We start from the raw sequence: 268 nt of genomic DNA, 5'->3' as shown, positions 1-268 counted from the left end.
CGAGTTGCCGGACATCCCCGAAGGCAAGATCCCGGCGGCGAAACTCATCGGCGCCTTCACCAAGCACGGCTGGCAGCGCGGTAACGCCTACGACGCCGGGGTCTACTCCATCCACTACCTCCCCATCCCAGCCGCGGACCTCACCATCGTCGCCCACTACGAGGACGGCATGTGGATGGGACCCCTCACCGAACAAGAAGACCAAACCCTGACCGAGGTCTACGTGCTGGCGGGAGTCCAAGACGCCGACGCCATCGGCTGGGGAGAC

General features: G+C 65.3%; 1 protein-coding gene. It reads left to right on the top strand.

The window, feature by feature from the left end:
• Positions 1-268 (top strand): hypothetical protein (locus EII34_RS16205; RefSeq protein ID WP_185711410.1); only part of this gene is annotated, 268 nt, incomplete at both ends.

The sequence above is a fragment of the Arachnia propionica genome (assembly GCF_003859805.1).
In the GTDB taxonomy this organism is placed as follows: domain Bacteria; phylum Actinomycetota; class Actinomycetes; order Propionibacteriales; family Propionibacteriaceae; genus Arachnia; species Arachnia propionica_C.
Note: the sequence above shows the minus strand (reverse complement) of the source record. Positions and strands in the feature narration are given on the sequence as shown.